Here is a 20,862-nt window from a genome sequence, read left to right as displayed (position 1 = left end):
AGGTTTTCTGTGAATCGGTGGGTAACTGTTAATTACTGGGTATAAGTAGCAACTCAAGAATAGAGTTGGGATAATAAAGGTGAACCGTTACTGATTAATTAAGGTGTTTATGAGCGTCCATCAACAGCTTCAAACCGCGCTTCTCGAGCTTGAAGCCGCCATGAAGGCCGCCAACTTATGGCGTGTCGAAACTCCCCAGGCAAGTGCTTTTGCAAGCCAGGAGCCCTTTTGTATCGATACCATGTCGCTACCCCAGTGGGTGCGCTTTGTGTTTGTCGCCCGGCTCAATGCGCTTATTGATGCCAACGCGCCGCTGCCTGCCAAATGTGAAGTAGCCCCTGCTATTGCCGCCTATCTTATGCAGGAAAAGGTGCGTCCCAGTGATCAGTTTCTGGTGGTGCGTGCGTTTGAGAAGGTTGACCAGCTAGTCACGGAAAACTAGGTGTTAATCCACCGGGTCTGTGTAGTGGCAGGCCCGATGGGCAAAGATGGGTGGCGCATGAAAAAGGCCACCCGAAGGTGGCCTTGAAAGATAGCATCAGACTCTTTGTCTATCGCTCGATATGCTGATATTCGCCCGCATCGGCCGTCATGCTGCTCACCACCATAATGGCAATGAAGGAAGCAATGAAGCCAGGAATGATCTCGTAGACGCCAGGGCCGCCCATGAATTCGCCATTCCAGCCCAGTGCAATCCAGACCATGACGGTGACAGCACCGACGATCATGCCTGCGATGGCGCCAGCACCGTTAGTGCGCGACCACATCAGCGACAGGATGATCAGCGGGCCGAACGCCGCACCAAAGCCTGCCCAGGCGTTACTAACCAGCCCAAGCACCTGAGAGTTAGGATCAGAGGCAATAAAGGCTGCCACCAACCCTACCAGCACGACACTGATCCGACCGACGGTAACGGTCTGCTTTTCCGATGCCTGCTTGTTCAGGAAGAGACGGTAGAAGTCTTCGGTGAGTGAGGAAGACGCCACCAGCAGCTGGCTGGAAATGGTACTCATGACCGCCGCAAGCAGGGCCGCATACAGGAAGCCGGTAATCAACGGGTGGAACAGCAGCTCCGCCAGGATAATGAAGATCGTTTCCGGATCCTGAATATCCATACCGTTACGGATAGCGTAGGCCCGTCCAAAGATGCCGAGTGAAACCGCACCAATCAGGGAAATCGCCATCCAGCCCATACCAATATTACGCGCAGTAGGTACATCCTTCAGGTGTCGAATGGCCATGAAGCGCACGATGATATGCGGCTGGCCGAAATAACCTAAGCCCCAGGTAACGGCAGAAAGCCAGCCGATAAAGGTCAGGCCGTCCGTCCACGACAAGAGCGTGGGATCGACTTCGTTAAGCGTCTGCGATGCTTGAGTGAAACCGCCGCCGCCTTCACCAAAGAGTACGACTGCCGGCATGATAATCAGTGCCAGCATCATGATGCAGCCTTGCACAAAATCCGTCATGCTCACGGCCAAGAAGCCGCCCACTACAGTATAAATAAGCACCACGCCGAGGGTGATGATAATGCCCAGAGCGTAGTCACTCATATCGCCAATGTTGATGATTCCCGCAAAGGCGCTTTCGAACAGCTTCCCGCCAGCCACTAGGCCTGAGGCCGTGTAAACTGCAAAGAAGATCACGATAACGATCGCGGATACCGTTCTCAGCGACATCGCCCGCGTAGGGAAGCGATTGGCCAGAAAGGCTGGAATAGTAATCGCATTACCATAGTGAACGGTTTGCTCACGCAGGCGTGGTGCGACTAATAACCAGTTAAAGAAAGCGCCAACGAACAGGCCAATACCTATCCAGGCCGAGCCCAAGCCAGATACGAACATCGCACCGGGCAACCCCAGCAGCAGCCAGCCGCTCATGTCTGATGCACCCGCTGACAGGGCCGCTACTTTGGGGCTCAAGGTTCGACCGCCCAGCACATAATCTTCAGAGGTCGAGGTGGATGTGCGCATGGCATAAAGGCCAATGCCGATCATAAGCGCAAAGTAAGCAAAAAGGCTGATCCAAACGCCAATAGCCATGAAATTCTCCCGTTTATCAAGTCGGATAACCCCGACCGGTGAGTGCGCTTACCGAGCAACGCTTGGTAATCGCACAGACTTATTGTTGTTAACCCTGTCTCTAATTCACGTTACGACCTTCGAATGTTCATCGAAGGTACCGTCAACAAGAGGTGTAGGACGTTTATGTGTAATGTTCCCTATGCCTAATATCCCCCTCCTGTAGAGGGGGTATGTGAAGGCTATTGCGCTATTATTTTCAACCATGAGAGATCCTTTTTGAGGAGTTCAGGTTCGTTATTAAGATGAGCTATTTACTCATCGCCTAGCGCCAGCAAAGACGCGTTACCACCTAAAGCGGCGGTGTTATTGGTAACGGTTTTTTCGGTGATAAAGCGCTGCAGGTAGTTCGGCCCGCCCGCTTTAGGACCTGTACCTGAAAGCCCTTGGCCACCAAAGGGTTGGACGCCCACCACGGCCCCAATGATATTACGATTGATGTACACATTGCCCGCACGAATTTTCTGCGCAATTTCAGCAGCAAAGGACTCATTGCGGCTATGCACCCCAAAAGTCAGGCCGTAGCCACGGCCATTGATATCGCTGATTGCCCGGTCAAGCTCGCTGGCCTTGTAGCGCACAATGTGCAGCACAGGACCAAACTGCTCTCGGGTCAACGAATTGATACTGTCGATGGTAAAGGCCACTGGTGCCACGAAAGTACCGTTCTGAGTATGCTCGGCAGCCATCGGCGTTTCAGCGACTAAGCGGTTTTCGCCTTTAAGCTTTTCGATATGCTCAAGCAGGCCTTTGCGGGCTTCTTCGTCAATCACCGGGCCTACGTCGGTCCCCAAATCGCGCGGATCACCGATACGCAGCTCGCTCATTGCGCCTTTAAGAATCGTGATGACGCGGTCGGCAACATCGTCTTGCAGGTAAAGAACCCGCAACGCCGAACAGCGCTGGCCAGCGCTTTGGAACGCAGACTGAATAACATCGACCACAACCTGCTCGGGCAGGGCGGTAGAGTCGACGATCATGGCGTTCATGCCGCCGGTTTCAGCGATCAGCGTGGGCAGCGGTGCGTTTTCACGCGCAGCCAAGGCGCGGTTGATAATCTGCGCCGTGTCGGTGCCACCGGTAAAGACCACTCCGGTGATACGCGGATCGGACGTCAGCACGCTGCCCACGGTCGGGCCATCGCCCGGCAGTAACTGAACCACATCGCGCGGCAGGCCTGCTTCGTAAAGCAGCTCAATCACACGATGAGCAACAATCGATGTTTGTTCGGCAGGCTTAGCCAGTACGGTATTGCCCGCAACGGCAGCGGCAACAATCTGACCGCAGAAGATCGCCACCGGGAAGTTCCACGGGCTTATCGCGGCAAACACACCTTTACCGCCCATGATCAGGCGGTTGGATTCGCCGGTAGGGCCAGGCAGGTCAATTGGCTCGCCGAAAGATTCCTCGGCACGCATGGCGTAGTAGCGGCAGAAATCGACGGCTTCCTTGATTTCGTCCACACCGTCCGTCAAGAGCTTGCCGCCTTCGCGTGAGCAAAGGGTCATAAGCTCCGGCATGTTGTCTTCCATCAGGTCGGCCAGGCGACGCAGTATGGCCGCGCGCTCGACAACCGGCGTCGCTTCCCAGCGGGGGAAGGCATTCCAGGCCGCATCCAGTGCCTTGGTTGCCTGCTCTTTTGTCGTCCATTGAATGCTGCCTACGCTTTGACGACGATCAAACGGGCAGGTCACGCTGTGGGTATTGGCGGCATCGTCTGCCACGTCGAACGCCAATAGCGGTTTGGCCAGGTACGGCTTATCCATGAAGGTGGCCATCTTATCCATCAGCGGATAGAAGTGGCTGCGGATATTTAGGTTAACGCCCCGCGAGTTACGCCGCTTGGGTCCGTAAATATCCTTGGGTAATGGAATCCGCGTATTGGTCAATGATTTCTGCTGGCGCAAGGTCTCAATCGGGTGCTGGCAAAGCCATTCCACCGGAACTTCCGGATCAACCAGCTGGTGGACGAACGACGAGTTGGCACCGTTTTCCAGCAGGCGGCGCACCAGGTAGGGCAGCAGGTCTTTATGCGCGCCTACCGGGGCGTAGATGCGACAGTACGTGCCTTTGGGCGCGCGCTCCAAGGCCGCATCGTAAAGCGCTTCACCCATACCGTGCAGGCGTTGGAACTCAAACGGCCGACTGTTATGGTTGGCAAATTCCAGAATGTTGGTGACCGTATGAGCGTTATGCGTGGCGAACTGCGGAAAAATGCGCCCGACGGTATCGTTTGAAAGCAGGAACTGGGCACACGCCAGGTAAGCAACATCGGTACATGCTTTACGGGTATAAACCGGGTAGCCATCGACACCCAGCTGCTGCGACTCTTTGATTTCGCTATCCCAGTAAGCGCCTTTCACCAGGCGCAGCGGAACCTCATCGCCTTGCTCATCCGCCAAGCGGTTAATGTAGTGAAGTACCGGCAGGGCGCGTTTGGAGTATGCCTGTACCACCAGGCCAAAGTGGCCCCAGCCTTTCACCGCATCGCTTGAATACACGGCGCGGAAAACTTCCAGCGAAAGCTCCAGACGATCGACTTCTTCGGCATCAATGGTAACGGCAACATCCAGCTCGCGGGCTTTGGCTACCAGTTTGATAACGGTGTCGACAAGCTCTGCGAGTACTTGCTCACGACGGCCAAATTCATAGCGCGGATGAAGCGCAGAAAGCTTGATGGAAACCGACGGCGCGGGCGTCTTGTCACCCAGCGTTTTAGATGTTTTACCCACCTGCTCAATGGCGCGGGCGTAATCATCAAAGTAACGCTTGGCGTCATCACGCGTACGCGCGGCTTCACCCAGCATGTCGTAAGAGTAGGTGTAGCCTTTATTGAAAAGCGGTTTGGAGCGTTTCAGGGCTTCGTTGATATCACGCCCCAATACGAACTGCTTACCCATGATTTTCATCGCTTCAACCATCGCGCGACGAATCACAGGCTCGCCCATACGATTAACCATGCGGTTAATAAAGGTAGCTGGCTGGCCATCCCGCGGGTGGTCGAGCTTTAAAACGCGGCCGGTCATCAACAGACCCCACGTGGAAGCGTTGACCATCCATGACTCGCTTTTGCCTGCATAGGACTGCCAGTCGGCCGGGCCCAGCTTGTCTTCAATCAGAGCGTCGGCGGTCGCCTTATCGGGGATGCGCAGCATGGCTTCGGCCAGGCACATCAGCATCAACCCTTCATGGGTATCCAGGCTGTACTGCTGTAAAAGCTCATCAATGGTGTCGACGGCGGTGTCCATGGCACGTACATCGCGTATCAGCGCTGCCGTGTTAGCCTCAATGCGGGCAAAATCTTCGCGATCCGTATCCAACAGCTTGATAAGTTCGCTAACGTAGGTTTCTTCGTCCACCAGGTAGTGGTCGCTCACCTGGGCCATCAGCGTATCAAGGTCAGTTTGCCAGGTGGCAGAATCACGCATTTTTTTAGCGTTGAGCATTGAGGCCCCCGAAAATCTAGATAAAGATGAATAGGTGGTAGGGCTTTTCGCCCAAGCAGCGCTCGAATGTAGAGTGCTATCCGGTTCGGTGTATGTCGGTTTCTCGGAAAAATATGTCAATATCGTGGCAAGCGTCGCGATTTTTAGACTTTAGTGGCATGTTTTTGTGCTGCCAACGGATTTTTACCTCCGACGGGTGACGCTTTAGCCAGCGGTGCCGTTGTCGCCTGGCGCAGCATACGAGGCGATACGCCATAGCTGCGTCTGAACGCATGAGAAAGCGCGCTCTGGTTGGCAAAGCCGGTTTGAATGGCAATATCGGTTAAAGGTAGTCGGCTTTGCAGAATAAGCTGACGGGCGGCATGCAACCGCTGGCGCTTGACGTATTGCCAGGGCGAAAGCCCGGTTTGGCCTCGAAAGCGCTCCGAAAAGTGCGCCTCACTCAGGCAAGCGAGCTTAGCTAAATCAGCCACACGCAGCGTATCGGCCAGGTGACGGTTGATAAAACGATCAATCTGGTTAAGGTCGATCCGCCGCTGGTATGCTGAATCGGGTTTGCCAAGCCGGGCTTTTAACGAGCCAAGTAGGGTGGCGGCTAAACGGTCCTGTTGAAAGCAGGCGCCGGACGTGTCAAATCCCTGGGCGAGTTCGCTCTCCATAAATGCCAGGTAATGGCGTAACGGGTTATCCAGGGCGAAAAAGCGCGGGGCATCAAAGAGGGCGACCAGCTCGCGATGCTCGCCGGTAAGCGCTGGCGCATCTTCTGGAAGATCAAGAATGAGCTGCCGATTGAGGCCCTGACCTGAGTAGTAGTGCTCATGGTTCGCCGGCACAATGCAGCCTGAAAAGGCATTTACGCGGCCACCCAGCCCCTCAATCTCAAATTCCGATGAGCCACACAGGGTTATCACGATTTGATGAAAATCATGCGCGTGATGGTGAGTGGCGCTATCCAGTGGGATTCTGCGGATGGTACTCGGCATGGCTATTATCTCCTCGGCGCGTTCAGCCGCATCTACTTCTGATGCAACGCCGTATGGGCCGCCAGATGATCGCGTAATGCTTGCAGCTCTGCCTGCCCTTCATGATTTAAAAGCGGTTTACCCTGAGCGATCAGCCAGCGCCGACCATGTAGCTCCATTAGGTGCGCGGCACGTCGGCGAACCCCATCCAGATACTCATTATGGCGTATCGGGTAGCCGATAATCGCATTCCACTCGGTTTCGCTCACCTGGCTATCTAACGCCTTGTCAAAAAGGGCCAGCAAATCTTTTGGCTCGGTGCGATAACGGGGTGTCCCCGCCGTCATCAATACCAGTAAAACGGCACCTATCACCAACAGGCAAACCCCGAGTACCAGTAGGTAAAGTGCCATGCATTCACTCCTAGCCACTTTCGCGTATATGTAGGCTTTAGTATACGCGTGCACCCCTTCGGAGACGAAAATTTTACGTTTTAGAGAACTTTTTGATTAGAGAGTGTCTGAGTTAGTACAGGCAACGTAGCGATAGCAGTCGCTAATAGTGTTGTCCTAGCTATTGTTTTCGATCCCTTGCTTCCGCTGCTTTTTAAAGCAGCGGTTTTTTTTGATTATTGATCAGCAGTTAGCTTGCTATTAACGCTCAATGGCAGCGAATTTTGAGTAGCGCAATCAGGATATCACGCCGGGTAACAATACCTACCAAGCGAAGCTGCTCCACGACCGGATAGACTTTGGGCTTTTTGCCGAGCATTTCCTGAGCAAGATCGGTAATGCTTTTATTGGGGGTAGTCGTCAGCACCTCATGGCGCATTAGCTCGCCGACCAGGGGTGTCTCATGGTCATGATAAAGGCAATCGAGCACGCGACCCAATACATCCTGTTCAGAAATAAAGCCAACTAATCGGTCTGACGCATCAACAACGGGTGCGCCCGGCAGGCGATGAAGCGCCAAGCCTTGCGCCAGGTTGGTAATGGATGTTGAGGGTGAGACGCGGTAGCAGTCACGGGACATAATATCGCGAACGGTATGCGGGGCTTGCTGGTTCATAGGTCACTCCTTATGCACACTTCTTATATAAATCACCTTGTGTGCAATGAGATCTTAAAGCGTGATAGCTAAGTGCAACGCAGGCCAGGTTATTCGATAATACTTAGATTCGGTAATACCTAGAGTCAGTAATACTTAGAGTAACCTTGCAAACGTTCTCACAGCTTAAACGTTTTACAGCTTTAACGCTTTTACCACTGTAGATGATTTAGCCATGCTTGGTATGAACAGGCACTATTTACATTCAACGCTTTGCGTATCGTTTACTTAAGGAGCTTCACATGGATGCACGCGAGTACCTTAATCGCAAAGGTGTGGGCGTTGAGCGGGAGCCCGATCGCCCGAATACCCTCGAGGAAAAATCCTGGGAACGCGCCCGTGGGGCAGGGCAGCAGCGACCCAAGTCCGGAACACCACACGACTGGGAAGATTGGGAGCGCTATCACGATGATCTTGCTCAGGGTGCGAACGAGTTAGAACAAAAAATCGATAAGCAGGCCCATCGCAAAGAAGCCCGTGAGCAAGCCGACACTCAGCGTGCCCAACCGGTAGTGGAGCATTTTACGCCTCCGGTATCTTCTTCCCAGTCCAAGCCATCGTCATCTTCTGCCAAGCCAGGTAACGCTCATTTGGAGGCGCAGTTTGATGAGAGCAGGGTTGATGAGAGCAGGGTTGATAAGACCAGAGTTGATGTGACCAGGGTTAATGAGGCCAAAGCAGATGAGATTAAGCCCGAAAAGGCTCAGCCTAAGAAGGTTCGTGAAGAGCCTAACGCAGCCTCATCAGCAAACGAGCCTAAGGCGTTGAAGGCTGCCTATATGGCGCTAGCAGTTTTATTACCACCATTAGCATTGGGATTAACCGGTGCCGGGGGCCCGCGTATTCTTATCGGCGTGGTGCTTACTCTGCTTGGCTGGCTGCCTGGCGTAATTTATGCCCTGTGGTGGGTGAAGCGTGTGTAGAACTCCGTTAACTAATATATTTATACAGGTTTACCGATTGGCAGGCCCAGATAAGTCCGTATAATCTGCGTAAACCATTTAAATAAACGAGGTTTACCAGTGGGCTATCTGATTAGTGTAACGGCGCTATGGGCGTTTTCATTTTCTTTAATAGGCGTTTACCTGGCGGGTCAGGTCGATGGCTATTTCGCGGTGCTGGTTCGGGTAACGCTGGCAATGCTGGTTTTTTTACCTTTTTTACGCCCAAGCCTGCTGCGCGGTAAGCAGCGCCTCGCTTTGATGGGCCTTGGTGCGATACAGCTTGGCGTGATGTACACGTTTTTTTACCAATCTTTCTTGCTGCTTTCCGTACCGGAAGTACTCCTGTTTACTATCTTTACGCCTGTGTATATCGCTCTGCTTGACGATTTACTGTTTGGCCGCTTTACACCTATGTATCTCATCACCGCGCTGTTGGCGGTAATCGGCGCCGCCATTATTCGCTACGATGGGATTGATAGCGGTTTTTGGCAGGGGTTCTTTGTGGTTCAGGGCGCCAACCTTTGTTTTGCGCTTGGCCAAGTTGGCTATCGCCGCTTAGCGGCCGACCTGCCGCCAACGCTTGCCTGGCATAACGTGTTTGGCTGGTTTTTTATCGGCGCCATGGTAGTTGCGCTGCCCGCTTACCTTCTGTTTGGCAATAGTGCAGCGCTGCCCAGCACGTCACTGCAGTGGGGGGTATTGGCGTGGCTGGGCCTAGTGGCTTCAGGCGTGGGTTACTTTGCCTGGAACCAGGGCGCTACCAAGGTAGATGCGGGTACGCTGGCGATTATGAATAATGCCCTTATTCCGGCCGGTTTACTGGTCAACCTGCTAATCTGGAACCGTGATGCGGATATCGTGCGGCTAGCATTGGGCGCGCTCATCATGGTCGGGTCACTATGGTTGAATCATTGGTGGCTGACGCGTCGAAGCGCAAGCGTGGCCTGAGTTATTACCTTGGTTTCGTTAAGCTTATTTGCCCGATACTCCTGGTATCGCCATAATGTGAGGCTGATGCCAGCGAGAGCCGCCCATGCTTAACACTCCACCGCCATCTTCCGCGCCGTTATCCGGCGAAAGGAGTACACGGCCCTTTAAAACGATTGGTTTGATTGGTCGTTTAGGCAGTGACAAAGTCGTCGACTCGCTTCAACGGCTGATCAGCTATCTGGTAGCGCACGGCTATAACGTGTTGGTTGAAGATCGCACGGCCACCGTGATCCCGAGCCACGGCCAGCCCGAAGCCAGCCGGCGGATGTTGGGCGAACTGTGTGACTTGGTGATTGTGATTGGTGGTGACGGCAGCCTGCTGGGCGCGGCACGCACGCTTTGCCGCAGCGGCACGTTGATGTTGGGCGTGAACCGGGGGCGGCTGGGGTTTCTTACCGATATCTCGCCCGACGAACTGGAAAGCCGGGTGGGTGAAGTGCTGGCCGGCGAGTTTGAAATTGAAGAGCGCTTTTTGCTTGATGCAGTGCTGTATCGTAACGGGGTCGCCGTAGGCAATGGTGATGCGTTAAACGAAGTGGTCGTGCACCCTGGCAAAGCCGTGCGCATGATCGAGTTTGAGCTGTTCATTGATGGCCAGTTTGTTTATAGCCAGCGCAGCGACGGGTTGATTATTGCAACGCCGACGGGTTCGACAGCCTATGCGCTTTCCGGCGGCGGCCCGATTATGCATCCCAAGCTTGATGTGGTGACGTTGGTTCCCATGTTTCCGCATACGCTTTCCAGCCGCCCCATCGTGGTTGATGCGGCCAGCGAAATTCGAATTCATATTGGTGAAACCAATCAGGCCTACCCACATATAAGCTGTGATGGACAAACACGGGCAGTGGCCAAGCCAGACGACATACTAGTCATTAAGCGCAAGCCAGAGCGCGTCAAGCTTGTACACCCTATTGGGCATAACTTTTATGAGGTGCTGCGCAGTAAATTAGGTTGGAGCCACCGGCTGGGAGATTAAGCATGGAAGGTTACGACCTGATTGGTGATGTGCATGGTTGCGGTGCAACGCTGATTGCCCTGTTGGAAAAACTGGGTTATCGCGACTGTGGGGGCGTTTATCGTCATCCCCAGCGAAAAGTTATTTTTCTAGGCGATTTAATTGATCGTGGCCCGCGTATTCGTCTTGCCGTCACCGTTGCACGGCGTATGGTGGAAGCGGGGGAGGCGCATATCGTCATGGGTAATCACGAGCACAATGCTCTGACGTATACCCACCCGGCGCCGCCAGACAGCCATAAACGCTGGCTGTGTGAGCACACACCGCGCCATAACCGTATTATTGAAGCCACTTTGGCCCAGTACCAGGATTATCCAAGCGAGTGGGAAGACACCCTTGCCTGGTTTAAAACGCTGCCGCTTTTTCTAGAAATAGACGGTATTCGCGTAGTACACGCCTGCTGGGATGATGCGCTGATTGGGCAACTAAAGCAGCGACTGCCTAATGGCTGTCTGGATGACCAGTTTTTAATTGAGTCCGCCGACACATCTACCGAGGCTTATCGTATTATCGACCGGCTAACCCGGGGAGCGAATATCCCGCTGCCTAGCGGCATTGCCATTCAATCCGGCGATGGTTATACCCGGCAGAGCTTTCGGGCGCATTTCTGGTCGGCTCACCCTGAGCAGTGGGGCGATGTCGTTTTTCAACCGGATAACCTGCCGGGCGATTTGGAAGAGCGTGTGCTTTCCGAGAGTGAGCACCAGCGCCTGAGCTATTATGGCCCGGAAGAGCCACCGCTTTTTATAGGCCATTATTGGTGCGAAGGAATCCCCGCATTGCCTACCCAAAATATCGCCTGTCTGGATTATAGTGCGGTTAAATATGGCCGTTTGGTGGCTTATCGGTGGAGCGGAGAAAAGCAGCTAAGTTCGGATAATTTTGTTTGGGTTCAAGTGGTTAACGAAGGTTAAAAGTATTTTTCACTAAATGCGAAAGATTTTGATTAACCTGGGTTAGTCGTAGATACAACTGGTTACATTTTTTTTATGAAACTGCTGAACTAACTGTGCGGTCGGCTATCAGAGTAAGTGTTCCCTTGAATGATCCCTTGCTTTTTTCCGGCGGCCCCTCCGCCGGATTTTTTTTGTCTATAGATTGGCGGCTTGATCTATAGGGTGGTGGTTAAGTTTCAAGGCCTTCAACAGGGAGAGGCTATGCACCCCGTTATACGTTTACCCAGTGGCGTCGATACGCAGGAATTGCGTAAAGCACTATGGCACTACCGGATCGGCCACCGTATTACTGATGAAGCCGATGGCCCGCTGTTATGGGTGGCCGACCCGCGCCAGCATGAAGAATTAAAAGCCCTGGTAGGGCGTTGGGAGCGTGGTGAACCACTGATTCTGGATCGGCCTGCCACACGTAAGCGGACGACAGGCAATATGCTGGCGCTGCTGCGTCGCGTGCCGGTAACCGTGCTATCCATTGCGATAAGCCTTGCGATATTTGCCTTAACCGAAATGTTTGGTGACGTTATCGTCATGGCTTTGACCATTGTGCCGGTAGGCATCGAGGGCAATCAGCTGGTGTACGGCAATTTAACGCAAGCCCTGACGTCTGGTCAGGTGTGGCGCCTGCTTTCTCCGGCATTTCTGCATTTCGGCTTGATGCACCTTATCTTCAATCTAATGTGGCTATGGTATTTTGGGCGCCAAATCGAAGCGTTACAGGGCAGCCGTACCATGCTGCTTATGCTGTTAATCGCCGGTATTGGCGCCAACCTCGCCCAGTACGTCACCGGCACGGTGCTGTTTGGCGGAATGTCGGGCGTGGTATATGCCTTGCTGGGGCATGTCTGGCTGATGTCTCGCCGCGTGCCGCATAGCGGTTTTTTCGTTCCGCAAATGCTGGTCGTATTCATGTTGGGGTGGATGGTATTCACCATGACGGATCTGGCTGGTTCAGTAGGGTTTGGCAATGTCGCCAATGAAGCACATTTAGGTGGGCTTCTCGTGGGGCTTGTCACAGGCTGGTATTATTCTTCACGCCGTTTGAAAACAGATTAAGAGGCCCGCTATGAGCGATATGACGTTTGATAAAATGATCAACCAGATGACCCCGGCGATTTATGAAAGCCTTAAACAGGCTGTGTCGTTGCGTAAATGGCCCGACGGCCGCTTTCTGACCGCCGAACAAACAGAGCTGTGTCTGGAAGCGGTAATGCGCTACGAGGCCGAAAATAACGTTGCTGAAGAAAACCGAGTGGGCTACCTGGAACAGCGTACCTGTGGTGCAGCGTCATCAGGTGCTGGCGTTACACCGGAAATGGCAGGTCTGGGTCGGGATGCAACGCGTGACTGAACAGGTAGTGCAAGGGTGTTTACGTAAGATGTCCGCCACATTGCCCGACCAGCCTGGCGACAAGGTGGTCTATCACCTGCGGGCAGGAGATCAAGAGATTCCACTCAATTCACGTATTGGAATGCCGTTATCGCTTGAATGGAGCGGCGCCATTGCCTGCACGCACTGCGGGCGGGCAACCAAAAAAAGCTTTGCCCAAGGTCACTGTTATCCCTGTTTCAAACGCTTGGCGCAGTGCGATACCTGCATTATGAAGCCTGAAACCTGCCACTTTTTTCTGGGTACCTGCCGCGAGCCGGAATGGGGTGAAACACACTGCTTTCAACCACATATTGTTTACCTGGCTAATTCATCAGGCTTAAAAGTAGGTATTACGCGTAAAACGCAGATGCCTACTCGCTGGTTGGATCAGGGCGCCATTCAGGCGCTGCCCATACTCGAAGTCAATACGCGTCAACAGTCGGGGTTTGTCGAGATGCTTTTTAAAGAGCAGGTAAGCGACCGCACTAACTGGCGCGCTATGCTGAAAGGGGAAGTCGAGCCGCTTGACTTAAACGCTGAGCGCGATCGCCTGTTGGATGTATTGAGTGACGGATTAGACAAGCTACGCGATCTGCATGGGCAGGACGCTATCCGCACGCTGGATGAGGCACCGTACGCCTTTGACTACCCGGTTGAGACGTTTCCACGCAAGGTGGTATCGCATAATTTTGACAAGCAGCCGCGGGTCGAGGGAGTGCTTCAAGGCATTAAAGGACAGTATCTGATATTGGATACTGGCGTAATTAATCTCCGAAAATTCACAGGTTACGAAATTAGCCTCACGTAAATCGGCTAGCTAGAGTGGCAAGTGTTGGCTAAGGTATAGGGAGCGCAATTCATCCAAGCCTAACGCAACGCAAGGAAGCCACAATGCCTTGGCTAAAACTTCTGCATATAGCTTCGCTCGTTATCTGGTGCGGCTCACTTTTATACCTGCCTGCGTTACTGAGCTACTCGCTTCAGCTGCGTAAAGACGCGGGTTTTGCTCAGGGCTCGCCTCCCATGCCGCGGTTTTTTTATATCTCCGTGGCAACCCCCGCAGCCCTGGTCGCTATATTTTCGGGCACCGCCTTATTTCTATTGCACGGATTAATGGGCGGTTGGTTAGCTTTTAAACTAGCCGCGGTAGTGGCCATGGTCGCGGCGCATGGCAGCTGCGGCTGGTTAATCCTGCGTTTGGAAATGGGCATTTATAAAGGTGTAAAAACGGCCTCGATTCTAGCGTTGCTGCTGGCTTTGGCGGGTATTCTCAGCGTATTAGGGTTTGTATTGGCTAAACCCTTGGACTGGAGTTAACCCGCCATGACCAGTGCCAAGCTATTCCTCTACTTCAACACCCACCGCATGTTCATACACCAACTGGCCACCCAGCCAGCCAGCCAGTGCCACCAAGCCCGCGGTGATTACGGAAATAGCAATGCCCCAGGGCAGTACCATTTCGGGCTGATTAAAGCGTATCAGCCAGTTAAACGATGCAAGCGAAAGCATGACAACGGCAACAATGGCGTGACTCCAGCCCGTGATCAAACGGCGAATCTGCCCAACGCTGACCAGGTCAATCGTGCCGGCGATGCTCGCAAGCCAGCCGCCGAGCGCGCCAATGCCCGCCAGCCAAAGTCCGACGCGCAGCCAGAACGGGTCGGCGGTATACCAGTAGCCCAAATCGCAAGCTACCAAGGTCATAAGCGCAGCAACGGGAAAATGCACCATCAGCGGGTGCAACGGGTGGCCAGCAATCGCGGCGCGGCTTTTAATTGTGCGCCTATTAGGGTTTGCCATAATCACTTCCTGTGGGCAGAAATAGGGATAAAAACATGAGGGAACGCTACTTATATCACGTCGCCTCGTTATGTATTCAACGTGCTGTTACGCGGCGGGTCAACCGGTTAACGTACGTTTCGCTGGTGGTTCTGCTTGGACTCACGGGCTGTGCCGGTGATAAGTCTATTCTAGACCCCGCTGGGCAAGCTGCACGCGATGTAGTGCTTATTTGGTGGATCATGCTGACCTTTGCCACGGTCGTGTTTATCGGGGTCATTGCGCTGTGGCTTTATGCGTTTAAGCGCAAGCACCAAGAACGGACACCTCAGCAAGAGCGTAAAATTGCCCGCCGCTGGATTGTGGGGGGCGGAATTTTATTGCCCGTGTTCAGTGTCAGCGCGCTCCTCATTTTTGGCGTGCCGACCGGCAAACGTATGTTGCCACTGCCGTTAAGCGAGCCACCGGAGGTCATAGAAGTTATCGGCCACCAGTGGTGGTGGGAAGTACGCTACCCAGGCGCAGAGGGTGGCGAAGTCGTGACCTCGAACCAGCTGATTATGCCGGCCGGTGAGCCCGTGGACTTTCACGTTACCTCCGCTGATGTGATCCACGCGTTTTGGGTGCCACGATTAGGTGGCAAGATCGATATGTTGCCCGGCCGGGTTAACGTTATCCGTCTTGAGGCCGATGAGCCGGGCATTTTTGGCGCTCAGTGCGCCGAGTTTTGTGGCGCGCAACATGCCCATATGAACCTTTACGTCGAGGCCGTCGAGCGCGAGGAGTATGAGGCATGGCTGGCTGATCGGCAGGAGGAACGGTTGGCCGAGCTGGCCATTGCCAATGAGAACTTTACCCAGGCCCGTGAAACCTTTGCCTCCACCTGCGCCGCTTGTCATAGCGTGGCCGGACTTTCTTCATCGTCCATCGGACCCGATCTTTCCGATATAGGCGCACGATACACCTTGGGCGCTGGCGTATTGCCTATGGAAGAGGGCGCCATCCATTACTGGTTGGAAAATCATCAAACGCTTAAACCGAGTAACAAAATGCCGCCGCACGATTATATGGATACTGCCACCTTGGAGTCCCTGGGTGCTTGGCTGGAGACCCTGACACCATGACCACGAGAAACCCAGAAGCAACCGGCCCAGAAAATCTGCAAAAACTGCATGATGACCTGTCTGATGTTTGGGGAAATCCACGCGGCTTAAAAGCCTTAACCATCGTTAACCACACCACGCTTGGCCTGCGGTTTATGGTCACCGGGATGGCATTTTTTCTGATTGGCGGCATATTGGCGATGCTGATTCGCACGCAAATTGCGACGCCCGATCAGAACTTTTTGACCCCGGATATCTACAGCCAAGTGACCACCATGCACGGCACGGTGATGATGTTCCTGTTCGCCATTCCCATCTTGGAAGGTTTGGCGATCTACATGATCCCCAAGATGATTGGTGCACGCGACTTGGTGTGCCCACGGCTAACTGCCCTGGGTTACTGGTGTTATCTGTTTGGCGGCATCATTTTGTGCTTCAGCATGGTGCTGGAAATGGCCCCGGACAGCGGCTGGTTCATGTATACACCGCTGAGCAGCAGCGAATACTCGCCAGGGCTTGGGTCCGACTTCTGGCTTTTGGGTATTACGTTTGTTGAGATCTCCGCATTGTCTGCTGGTGTAGAGCTGGTGGTTTCCATTCTGCGTACTCGTACGCAAGGTATGGCGCTGCATAAAATGCCGCTGTTTGCCTGGTATATCCTCGCCATGGCGCTAATGATCGTGGTGGGTTTTCCGCCGTTGATTCTGGGCAGTATTTTGCTTGAGCTTGAACGTGCCGTGGGTATGCCGTTTTTTGATATTGCAGGCGGCGGTGATCCGGTACTTTGGCAGCACCTTTTCTGGCTATTTGGTCACCCTGAGGTTTACATCATTTTCTTGCCGGCTGCGGGCATTGTGTCAACCATCATTCCCGTATTTGCTGGGCGGCCTATCGTAGGATATGGCTGGGTCGTCTTTGCGATTACCGTCATGGGGTTCGTCAGTTTCGGCCTGTGGGTTCACCATATGTTCACTGTGGGCATCCCTCAACTGGCCCAAGCGTTTTTCTCGGCAGCCAGTATGCTGGTGGCGATTCCGACCGGGATTCAGATATTTGCCTGGTTGGCCACGCTATGGCTTGGCAAGCCTAAAATGAAGCTGCCCATGCTATGGATCGTCGGGTTTCTGGTGATTTTTGTATGCGGTGGTTTGACCGGCGTCATGCTGGCGCTGGTGCCGTTCAACTGGCAGGTCCATGACACTCACTTTGTGGTCGCGCATATGCACTATGTGCTGGTGGGGGGCATGCTGTTTCCGCTGATGGCGGGCATTTACTACTGGCTGCCGCTGTTTTCCGGGCGTATGCCGTCTGAAACGATCGGCAAGTGGGGCTTCTGGCTGGTGTTTATAGGCTTTAATGCCACGTTCTTGATCATGCATTGGACAGGGCTTTTAGGTATGCCGCGGCGAGTGTATACCTACGATACCGGCTTTGGTTGGGACATATTCAATTTACTGTCGTCTGTCGGCAGCTTTGTGATGTCCGCCGGGTTTGCCATGGTACTGATCGATATTGCCTTGCACTTTCGCTATGGCAAGCCTGCCAAGACCAATCCATGGAACGCCGATACGCTTGAGTGGGCCAACCAACTGCCGCCTAGCCCCTATAACTTTGTCAGCCTGCCACCCGTCGAAACCCGCCACCCGCTTTGGGAGCATCCTGAACTGCCGCAGCAGATGCAGGAAGGCAAGCATGGCCTGGCGGCAGCCGACCACGGCCGCCGTGAACTATGGGGTACTGACCCGCTGACCGGCAAAGTGCGGGAAATCATTCATTTGCCCGGTAACTCCTGGTGGCCATTGTTTGCGGCCATGGCGTTGGCCGTGGTGTGTATCAGCCTGTTGCTGCGCTGGTATCCAGTGGCTGGGGTCGGCGTGTTGATTGCCATCGGCTTTCTACTACGCTGGTCGTGGGAAAATGGCGCTCACCCCAGAGCGGCGCCCGATGCCAAGGTGATGCCCGGCGATCCCCCGCTTCATTCGCGTACCATGGATGGCCCTGGTTTATGGGCCATGACCACGGCGATGATCGCCAACGGGTCTTTCTTCCTGTCTTATCTTTTTGGCTGGTTCTATTTATGGACCGTGTCGCCAGGATGGCGGATGCCTGACGCCTCACCGCTTTCATTAGTTGCGTTAGTGGTCGCCGGGGTTGCCTTGCTGGGAGGTTCGGCGCTAATGGAGAGCAGTGTCAGTAAACTGCGTAAGCAGCAGGACAGCGGCTTGGCGATGCGCCTTTACGGGGCAGCGATTTTAGGCGCCTTACAGTTTGCGTTGATTTTATGGGTAATGTGGCGCGCTGATTTGGCAGTTACGGAAACCTCCCATGACGCTATCTTAATGGTAGGCCTGTACTACGCATTGCTGCACAGCGCCTTGGGAGCAGTAATTTCTCTGCTTCAAGGTATGCGTGTTGGCTATCGCTATGTAGGCGTTCATGCGCCGTTTGAGCCCGTGGTAGTGGCCTATTTCTGGCGTTATAACGCAGTGGTGTTCTGGATGCTGATTGTTGCGCTGGCCGTGTTACCTAGAGTGATTGGGAGCTAAAGCATGAAAGCTATTATTCAGCGTTTGCATCTCACTCATCCGGGCCATTTTGTCGGCGGGCTAACGCTTTGGAGTATCTGGTTTATCACGATATATGGCGGCCTTTCGGTCGCCTGCGCCGTGGCGCCCCCCGACCCCGCGCAGGGTGCCCTCACCTCAATCAATATCAGCCTGTTATTGTTGAGCCTGCTGACTGCTTTGCTACTGGCAGGGCTAGCCTGGGGATGTTTCCAAGAAGCCAAAATGCATGAAGGACGGCGGCACTTTAACGCCTTTGTTTCCGCCTGGCTTTATGTGTTTTCTGCGGGAGGCGTGATGTTTGTTGCCGGGCCGATGGTGGGTCTGCCGCCTTGTTTATAAGGGTTTAGTGTGGCAACTCAAACGGCACCGGGTGAGCCGGGCAATAACGAGGCGCTCTATACGCTAAACGGTATGTGGTGCACCAGCTGTGCGCTCGCCGTTGAGGGAGTGCTTAGTCACCGTAAAGGTGTTGAGAGTATCAGCGTGCATTACCCAACGGCCACGCTATGGGTAAAGGGCGCCAGCGAAACTATCTCGCTCGAGGCCCTGGCTCCTAAAGTAAAGCGCCTGGGCTACCGTTTAACCGCGCTGGAACCCAATGCTGATGCGCATGCACGCTTAGAGCAGGAAAGCCGCTATTTGAGCTTGCGCCTGCTGGTGGGTTCGGTATTTGGCATGTGGACCATGCTCGCCTCCCTCCTGATCTATGCCGGCGCGTTGCCTGATCCAACGATTGAGTGGGTCGTCGCTTGGGTGTCCGGGGCGTTTTCTATTCCGGTTGTGACCTTTGCCGGCTGGCCGTTTTATCGGGCGGGCCTGCGTACGCTACGCGCCAAGCGACCGGGCATGGATGTACTGGTAACCCTCGGCGTTCTTGCTGCTGTAGTGGTTTCCATCGGGCTTTTATTGAGCGGCTCGGCAGAGGTGTATTTTGATACTGCCGTGATGCTGATTGTGCTGCTGCTAGGCGGGCGTCTGGTAGAAACCCTATGCCGCCACCGAGGGTTAAAGGCACTCGACGCCTTGCCCGAGCCCAATAACGAAGCCGCGGTATGGCAGGATGATCAGTGGCGGGTAGTTCCATTAGCCGCGATTGAGCCAGGGGCGCGGATAAAACTTGCGCCTCAAACGCTGATTGGACTGGATGGCATTTTGGAAAGCGCTGCCTGGGTGGATACCGCATCGCTCACCGGGGAAAGTGTTCCCCGGCATTTCTCCAGAGGGGAGGCGGTCTACGCCGGGTGTCGATTACTCGGCAGCGACGAAGTCGTCATTACCGTTACCCAGGCGTTAGGCCAGCGCCGCCTGGACCGTCTGCGCGAACAGATGCGTCACTATCAGGCCCAGAAAGGCGAGCTTCAAAAACTCGCCGACCGCTTTGCTGCCTGGTTAAGCCCCGTGGCATTGTTGCTTGGAGTCGCCGCCTTTCCGGTGGGTCTGTTACTCGGGCTGGGTATTGAAGAGGCTGCCGTGCGCGCACTATCAGTGTTGGTAGTTGCGTGCCCGTGCGCCGTTGGGCTTGCCGTCCCCTTGGCAAGCCTGGCGGGGAGTGGGCAACTGCTTCAGCAAGGCATTGCATTACGCGACCCGGCAGCGCTTGAAACGCTGGCTAAAATTCAGGCGATTGCACTGGATAAAACCGGCACGCTTACCCAGGGCGAGCCTGCGCTTATGGCCTGGGAAAGCCGAGAGGGTGTGGCAGAGCCTACGCTTAAGGCCACACTTTATCAGGCCGCGTCTAATAGCCAGCACCCGCTGGCCCAGGCATTGACGCGCTGGGCGCGTTCTGAGAAAACAACGACTATATCCGCCAGTGTGATACAGGATGTGCCAGGGCAGGGCGTGCATCTTCGCTTGCCTGAACAAGGCGATATCTGGCTGGGCAGCCAACGCTTTTTTGAAAGCCAGGGCATTAAGCTACCGCCTCAGGCGGCCAGTGCTTCAAGCCCATCGGCGTCAGAAGTGCTGCTCGCGGATGAGGAAGGCTGGCTAGGCAGCTTCTATCTAGAGGATGCCCTGTTGGAGGATACGGTGCAGAGCGTTCATGCACTTCAGGCTAACTACTGGGTCGCCATGCTCAGCGGTGACCGGCCTAGCGCGGTGTACGCCGCTTCCGAGCAGTTGGGGTTGCCCGCGGAAGCCTGCTATGCCGAGCGCTCGCCAGAAGCAAAAGCGCGCCTGGTGCAAGGGTTGCCTGCTCCCACCCTGTTTGTCGGTGATGGGATTAATGACACCTTAAGCCTGGCCGCCGCCGATGTCGGCATGGCCCCCTTTAACGCCAGCGACGCTGCCCGAGAAGGCGCCGCTGCGCACTTGTTAAAACCTGGCATTGCCAGTTTAGTGACGGGCCTTGCCACCGCGCGCGCTACCCGTCATGTGATGGTCCAAAACTTAACCCTTTCGGCGGTATATAACACGCTGGCACTAGGACTTGTCATCATTATGGCCATTCCACCGCTGGTGGCGGTACTGGCCATGGTCGCCAGTTCATTAAGCGTTACGCTGAACGCTGCACGGCTTGCCTGGCGCGACTGATCTGCTGG

19 protein-coding genes are annotated in these 20,862 nt (G+C 54.4%); 13 read left to right on the top strand and 6 right to left on the bottom strand.

Features of this window, described 5'->3' with window-relative positions:
- The first annotated feature begins 109 nt into the window (after window positions 1-109).
- Complete coding sequence (locus D467_RS0110545) at window positions 110-442, top strand: YqcC family protein (RefSeq protein WP_018917489.1); 333 nt, start codon at window positions 110-112, stop codon at window positions 440-442.
- Between the two features lie 109 nt (window positions 443-551).
- On the opposite strand, the gene putP is transcribed toward D467_RS0110545, so the two are convergent.
- From putP to D467_RS0110520, 5 genes are all read right to left on the bottom strand, one after another.
- Window positions 552-2,042, bottom strand: coding sequence for a sodium/proline symporter PutP (putP, locus tag D467_RS0110540; RefSeq protein WP_018917488.1), 1,491 nt, complete (start codon window positions 2,040-2,042; stop codon window positions 552-554).
- Window positions 2,043-2,335: 293 nt separating this feature from the next.
- The gene (gene putA / locus D467_RS0110535) at window positions 2,336-5,527 is read right to left on the bottom strand and encodes a bifunctional proline dehydrogenase/L-glutamate gamma-semialdehyde dehydrogenase PutA (RefSeq protein WP_018917487.1); all 3,192 of its coding nucleotides are present in this window, start codon (window positions 5,525-5,527) and stop codon (window positions 2,336-2,338) included.
- A 143-nt stretch (window positions 5,528-5,670) separates the two neighbouring features.
- On the bottom strand, window positions 5,671-6,510 hold the full coding sequence (locus D467_RS0110530; RefSeq protein ID WP_018917486.1) for an AraC family transcriptional regulator: 840 nt from the start codon (window positions 6,508-6,510) through the stop codon (window positions 5,671-5,673).
- Between the two features lie 32 nt (window positions 6,511-6,542).
- Window positions 6,543-6,902 (bottom strand): hypothetical protein, encoded by a 360-nt coding sequence (locus tag D467_RS0110525; protein WP_018917485.1) that lies wholly within the window; start codon window positions 6,900-6,902, stop codon window positions 6,543-6,545.
- Between the two features lie 247 nt (window positions 6,903-7,149).
- Entirely contained in the window at window positions 7,150-7,557 is a 408-nt protein-coding gene (locus tag D467_RS0110520; protein WP_018917484.1) for a CBS domain-containing protein, read from the bottom strand.
- 281 nt (window positions 7,558-7,838) lie between these two features.
- On the opposite strand from D467_RS0110520, the gene D467_RS0110515 reads away from it, so the two are divergent.
- The 8 genes from D467_RS0110515 to D467_RS0110480 all read left to right on the top strand — a co-directional run bounded on the left by D467_RS0110515 (window position 7,839) and on the right by D467_RS0110480 (window position 14,187).
- On the top strand, window positions 7,839-8,519 hold the full coding sequence (locus D467_RS0110515; RefSeq protein WP_018917483.1) for a YqaE/Pmp3 family membrane protein: 681 nt from the start codon (window positions 7,839-7,841) through the stop codon (window positions 8,517-8,519).
- Between the two features lie 99 nt (window positions 8,520-8,618).
- The gene (locus tag D467_RS0110510; RefSeq protein ID WP_018917482.1) at window positions 8,619-9,488 is read left to right on the top strand and encodes a carboxylate/amino acid/amine transporter; all 870 of its coding nucleotides are present in this window, start codon (window positions 8,619-8,621) and stop codon (window positions 9,486-9,488) included.
- Between the two features lie 85 nt (window positions 9,489-9,573).
- On the top strand, window positions 9,574-10,506 hold the full coding sequence (locus D467_RS0110505; RefSeq protein ID WP_026285719.1) for an NAD(+) kinase: 933 nt from the start codon (window positions 9,574-9,576) through the stop codon (window positions 10,504-10,506).
- A 2-nt stretch (window positions 10,507-10,508) separates the two neighbouring features.
- The gene (locus D467_RS0110500) at window positions 10,509-11,459 is read left to right on the top strand and encodes a metallophosphoesterase (RefSeq protein WP_018917480.1); all 951 of its coding nucleotides are present in this window, start codon (window positions 10,509-10,511) and stop codon (window positions 11,457-11,459) included.
- A 243-nt stretch (window positions 11,460-11,702) separates the two neighbouring features.
- Window positions 11,703-12,554, top strand: coding sequence for a rhomboid family intramembrane serine protease (locus tag D467_RS0110495; protein ID WP_018917479.1), 852 nt, complete (start codon window positions 11,703-11,705; stop codon window positions 12,552-12,554).
- Window positions 12,555-12,564: 10 nt separating this feature from the next.
- Window positions 12,565-12,849, top strand: a complete 285-nt coding sequence (locus D467_RS0110490) for a YeaC family protein (RefSeq protein ID WP_018917478.1) — start codon at window positions 12,565-12,567, stop codon at window positions 12,847-12,849.
- A gap of 28 nt (window positions 12,850-12,877) precedes the next feature.
- Window positions 12,878-13,678, top strand: coding sequence for a DUF2797 domain-containing protein (locus D467_RS0110485; protein ID WP_018917477.1), 801 nt, complete (start codon window positions 12,878-12,880; stop codon window positions 13,676-13,678).
- 83 nt (window positions 13,679-13,761) lie between these two features.
- On the top strand, window positions 13,762-14,187 hold the full coding sequence (locus tag D467_RS0110480) for a CopD family protein (RefSeq protein WP_018917476.1): 426 nt from the start codon (window positions 13,762-13,764) through the stop codon (window positions 14,185-14,187).
- A 21-nt stretch (window positions 14,188-14,208) separates the two neighbouring features.
- Here the strand turns inward: D467_RS0110480 and D467_RS0110475 are convergent, their stop codons facing one another.
- The gene (locus D467_RS0110475) at window positions 14,209-14,670 is read right to left on the bottom strand and encodes a DUF2231 domain-containing protein (protein ID WP_018917475.1); all 462 of its coding nucleotides are present in this window, start codon (window positions 14,668-14,670) and stop codon (window positions 14,209-14,211) included.
- Window positions 14,671-14,705: 35 nt separating this feature from the next.
- Here D467_RS0110475 and coxB point away from each other — a divergent pair, with 35 nt between their 5' ends.
- Genes coxB through D467_RS0110455 form a run of 4 tightly spaced genes read left to right on the top strand, consistent with a single transcriptional unit; the run spans window position 14,706 to window position 20,854 of the window.
- Window positions 14,706-15,773, top strand: coding sequence for a cytochrome c oxidase subunit II (gene coxB / locus D467_RS0110470; protein ID WP_018917474.1), 1,068 nt, complete (start codon window positions 14,706-14,708; stop codon window positions 15,771-15,773).
- Entirely contained in the window at window positions 15,770-18,298 is a 2,529-nt protein-coding gene (ctaD, locus tag D467_RS0110465; RefSeq protein WP_018917473.1) for a cytochrome c oxidase subunit I, read from the top strand. Before coxB ends, ctaD begins: the two co-directional genes overlap by 4 nt.
- Window positions 18,299-18,301: 3 nt before the next feature.
- Window positions 18,302-18,658 carry a hypothetical protein gene (locus D467_RS0110460; RefSeq protein WP_018917472.1) on the top strand — a complete coding sequence of 119 codons (357 nt, stop codon included), beginning with the start codon at window positions 18,302-18,304 and terminating at the stop codon, window positions 18,656-18,658.
- Between the two features lie 9 nt (window positions 18,659-18,667).
- Window positions 18,668-20,854, top strand: coding sequence for a heavy metal translocating P-type ATPase (locus D467_RS0110455; RefSeq protein ID WP_018917471.1), 2,187 nt, complete (start codon window positions 18,668-18,670; stop codon window positions 20,852-20,854).
- Window positions 20,855-20,862: the final 8 nt, after the last annotated feature.

This window comes from Vreelandella zhanjiangensis DSM 21076, assembly GCF_000377665.1.
Taxonomy (GTDB): domain Bacteria; phylum Pseudomonadota; class Gammaproteobacteria; order Pseudomonadales; family Halomonadaceae; genus Vreelandella; species Vreelandella zhanjiangensis.
Note: the sequence above shows the minus strand (reverse complement) of the source record. Positions and strands in the feature narration are given on the sequence as shown.